The organism is Burkholderia sp. E168m23, from assembly GCF_016586125.1.
Taxonomy (GTDB): domain Bacteria; phylum Pseudomonadota; class Gammaproteobacteria; order Burkholderiales; family Burkholderiaceae; genus Burkholderia; species Burkholderia orbicola.
On sequence record NZ_BCPP01001270.1, the window covers coordinates 1 to 1,581 of the forward strand.

The window sequence follows — 1,581 nt, forward strand, 5'->3', positions numbered from 1 at the left end:
CGCGCTGCTGTTCGGTACGCCGCCGGACGATCAGCTCCAGCGGATCGTCAGTGACGTCACGCGGCCGTTCCCGACCGGGCTCGTGACGGATGTCGGGATGCTGATCGCGAACCCCGCGTATGCGAGCTCGTCGCTGTGGCCGAAGTTCACGAGCTCCGCGTATCACGGCACGGTGATCTGGTCGTGGCAGCAGGCGATGTGGGTGGCCGGGCTCGATCGCCAGCTGGCGCGCCAGGACCTGTCGGCTACGACACGCACGCTGCTCACGCAGGCGCGGCAGACGATCTGGCAGGTGATCTCGAACGGGCGCGACATGCGCACGTCGGAAATGTGGACGTGGTCCTACGTGAACGGCAAGTACCAGACCGACGCATTCGGCACGCGCAGTGCGGATGCGACCGAAGCCAACGCGGCGCAGCTCTGGAGTACGACGTATCTCGCGATCCGCGATCCGCAGCAGCGTGCGGGCAAGTACTGGTGGCAGGCGTCGCAGTCGATGCAGGACGACCAGTCGAAGCAGGCGACGGCGGTAGCGTCGCGCTAGCGCGTCGCCGCGCGTGAGCAGGCCGACACCGACACCGGCCCGCAAAAGCCCGGCGGCACTCCCGCCGCCGGGGCTTTCGGTGCAGATCCGGTTAGCGCGACACCACGCGGTTGCGCCCTTCCCGCTTCGCCTGATACAGCCGCTCGTCGACCACCCGCAGCAGCGCATCGACCGTGCTGCCGTCGACGCCGTATTGCGCGACGCCGACGCTGACCGTCACCTGCACGCGCTTGAAGTCGAGCCCGAACGGCGAACTCGAAATCGACGAACGCACGCGCTCGGCGGTCATCCGCGCGCCTTCGAGCGGCATCTCCGGCAAGAGCGCCATGAACTCCTCGCCGCCGACCCGCGCGAGCGCGCCCGCCGGCCGAATTGCCTCGAGGCACTGGCGCACGACGCCGCGCAGCACCTCGTCGCCGATCTGGTGCCCGTATGCATCGTTGATGTTCTTGAAATTGTCGAGATCGAGCGCGAGCAGGCAGAACGGCGTGCCGTCTCGCTCGGCCCGCACGATCTCACGCTCGACCTGCGCGATGAACTGCCGGCGGTTCGACGCGCCCGTCATCGGGTCGGTCGCGGCCATGTATTCGAGCTTCTGGTTCGTGCGCCGCAGTTCCTGCAGCGCGCTCTCGGTACGCGCCATCGATTCCGACAGCCGGCTCATCAGGTCTTCCTGGCTGTAGATCGCCGAGAACGAGCGTGTCGTCTGCAGCGCCTGCACGACGCCGTAACTGAGCAGGAAGAATCCGCCCGCGAAGATCGCATGCGCGAGCCACCACATGTGATTCCACGGCTTGCCGAGGATGAACGCGAGCGACGATAGCGCGAACGCCATGATCGACACGCCGTAGATCACCATCAGCGGCGAGCGGATGCGCCGCGCGAGCAGCAGGCACACGTTCAGCAGCGAGAACACCAGCGCGCCGCCTTCCATCGACAGCCGCGTGCCCAGCGCGCCCGCGACCGGCGAATAGGCGATGTACGCAACCGCCACGTTGACGATCAGGAAGAACACGATCCACGGCAACCACGTCCGC

The 1,581-nt window shown here is 67.2% G+C and carries 1 protein-coding gene and 1 pseudogene; one reads left to right on the forward strand and one right to left on the reverse strand.

Annotated elements, in window-relative coordinates; all coding sequences use genetic code 11:
* A pseudogene (locus JMF90_RS36445) lies at positions 1-544 on the forward strand (hypothetical protein); the annotation flags it as partial.
* Between the two features lie 91 nt (positions 545-635).
* Here the strand turns inward: JMF90_RS36445 and JMF90_RS36450 are convergent.
* The coding region (locus JMF90_RS36450) for a GGDEF domain-containing protein (RefSeq protein ID WP_201326283.1) at positions 636-1,581 on the reverse strand (946 nt) is incomplete at its 5' end.